Below are 2,373 nucleotides of genomic sequence, written 5' to 3'. Positions count from 1 at the left end.
CAACACCAAGTTCACCGATTAAACCAAACTTTAATCTCAATACTCCGGCATCGAATCGAGGAACTGGAGGCGCCTATACAACGGATGATGGGTATATCTTTAGTCCGACAGATGTGATTGAAGATACAGGTGACGCTTTTGTTGTACCGCATGGCAATCATTTCCACTATATACCTAAGAGTGATTTGTCAGCAGGAGAATTGGCTGCAGCCCAAGCTTATTGGAATGGTAAACAGGGTTCTCATTCTGCTACAAGTTCAAGTAAACCAAGTAGTGATAATGCTAAACCAGCCCAACCAAGTTTGACAGAGACTCCAAACCTGACTGTCAACCCAACATATCATCAAAATCAAGGGGAAGATATCCCAACACTTTTAAGTGAATTGTATGCCAAATCTTTGTCAGAACGACATGTAGAATCGGATGGATTAGTCTTTGATCCGGCACAAATCATCAAACGTACAGCTAACGGTGTAGCAGTGCCTCACGGAGACCATTATCACTTTATTCCTTATTCACAAATGTCACCGCTGGAAGAAAAATTGGCTCGTATGATAACCGTCAAGGGACAAAATGGCAGTGTCTTGCCAAGTGTTACTCCTCTGAAGCCAGCCCCTACTACCAAACCTCTAACACCAGTGGAAAATAAATCGACAGAATTTGATGTCAACCAGGTTGTTAGAAAAGTTGGTGATGGATATATTATCGAAGATAAGGGCACTAGTCGTTATGTTCTAGCTAAAGACCTGGCTAAGGATAAGATTGATGCTATTGAAAATCTCTTGTCTAAGAAAACTCAAAAGACACACGCCCTAGTTGCGAAGAAAGAAAATGTCGCTCCTCGTGACCAAGAATTTTATGATAAAGCATATAATTTATTGGCCGAGGCTCATAAAGCCTTGTCTGAAAATAAGGGTCGTACTTCTGATTTCCAAGCCTTAGACAAATTAGCAGAACGCTTGAATGATGAATCTTCTAATAAAGGAAAATTAGTAGATGATTTATTAGCATTCCTAGCACCAATTACTCATCCAGAACGTCTTGGTAAACCAAATTCTCAAATTGAATATACCGAAAACGAAGTCCGTATTGCACAATTAGCTGATAAGTATACAACCTCAGATGGCTACATTTTTGACGAACATGATATTATCAGTGATGAAGGAGATGCCTATGTAACGCCTCATATGGGTCATAGTCACTGGATTGGAAAAGATAGCCTTTCTGATAAGGAAAAAGCAGCTGCTCAATCTTATACTAAAGAAAAAGGTATCCTACCTCCATCTCCAGATGCAGACGCTCAAGCAAATCCAACTGGAGATAGTGCAGCGGCTATTTACAATCGTGTGAAAGGTGAGAAACGAATTCCACTCGTTCGACTTCCATACATGGTTGAGCACACAGTTGAGATTAAAAATGGTAATTTAATCATTCCTCATAAGGATCATTACCATAACATTAAATTTGCTTGGTTTGATGATCACTCATACAAGGCTCCAAACGGTTATACCTTGGAAGATTTATTTGCGACGATTAAGTATTATGTTGAACATCCTGACGAACGTCCACATTCTAATGATGGATGGGGCAATGCCAGCGAGCATGTCTTAGGTAAGAAAGACCACAGTGAAGATCCAAATAAGAACTTCAAAGCAGATGAAGAGCCAGTAGAGGAAACACCTGCTGAACCAGAAGTCCCTCAAGTAGAGACTGAAAAAGTAGAAGCCAAGCTCAAAGAAGCAGAAGCTTTACTTGCTAAAGTAACAGATGCTAGTTTGAAAGCCAATGCAACGGAAACCCTAGCTGGTTTACGAAATAACTTAAGTCTCCAAACCTTGGATAATAATGGTATCATGACAGAAGCAGAGAAACTACTTGCTTTGTTAAAAGGTAGTAATCCTACATCTGTAAGCAAAGAAAAATAAACTAATGAAAAATGAAAGTCTCGATAAAGAGGCTTTCATTTTTATTATGTATATACGAAAAATTCTTGACAAGTAATACTAAAAAGAGTAAACTATTAACTAGTTAATTAACCGGTTCATCGTTTTGTGGTGAATCAAATAGGCTTAAGAAAAGAGAAAAGAATGAAAATCAATAAAAAATATGTGGTGGGTTCGGTGGCAGTTCTTGCCCTGAGTGTTTGTTCCTATGAACTTGGACGGTACCAAGCTGGTCAAGTTAAGAAAGATTCTAATCGAGTTGCTTATATAGACGGTGACCAGGCTGGGCAAAAGGCAGAAAATTTGACACCAGATGAAGTCAGTAAGAGAGAGGGAATCAACGCCGAACAAATTGTTATCAAGATTACGGATCAAGGTTATGTGACCTCTCATGGAGACCATTATCATTACTATAATGGCAAGGTTCCTT

Annotated in this window: 2 protein-coding genes; both read left to right on the top strand. The window is 39.1% G+C overall.

Annotated elements, in window-relative coordinates; all coding sequences use genetic code 11:
• A partial coding sequence (locus QS39_RS10535; RefSeq protein WP_142761273.1) for a pneumococcal-type histidine triad protein occupies positions 1-1,925 on the top strand: 1,925 nt, incomplete at its 5' end.
• Positions 1,926-2,087: 162 nt separating this feature from the next.
• The coding region (locus tag QS39_RS10530; protein ID WP_142761272.1) for a pneumococcal-type histidine triad protein at positions 2,088-2,373 on the top strand (286 nt) is incomplete at its 3' end.

The sequence above is a fragment of the Streptococcus mitis genome (assembly GCF_002005545.1).
Classification (GTDB): Bacteria; Bacillota; Bacilli; order Lactobacillales; family Streptococcaceae; genus Streptococcus; species Streptococcus mitis_I.
Note: the sequence above shows the minus strand (reverse complement) of the source record. Positions and strands in the feature narration are given on the sequence as shown.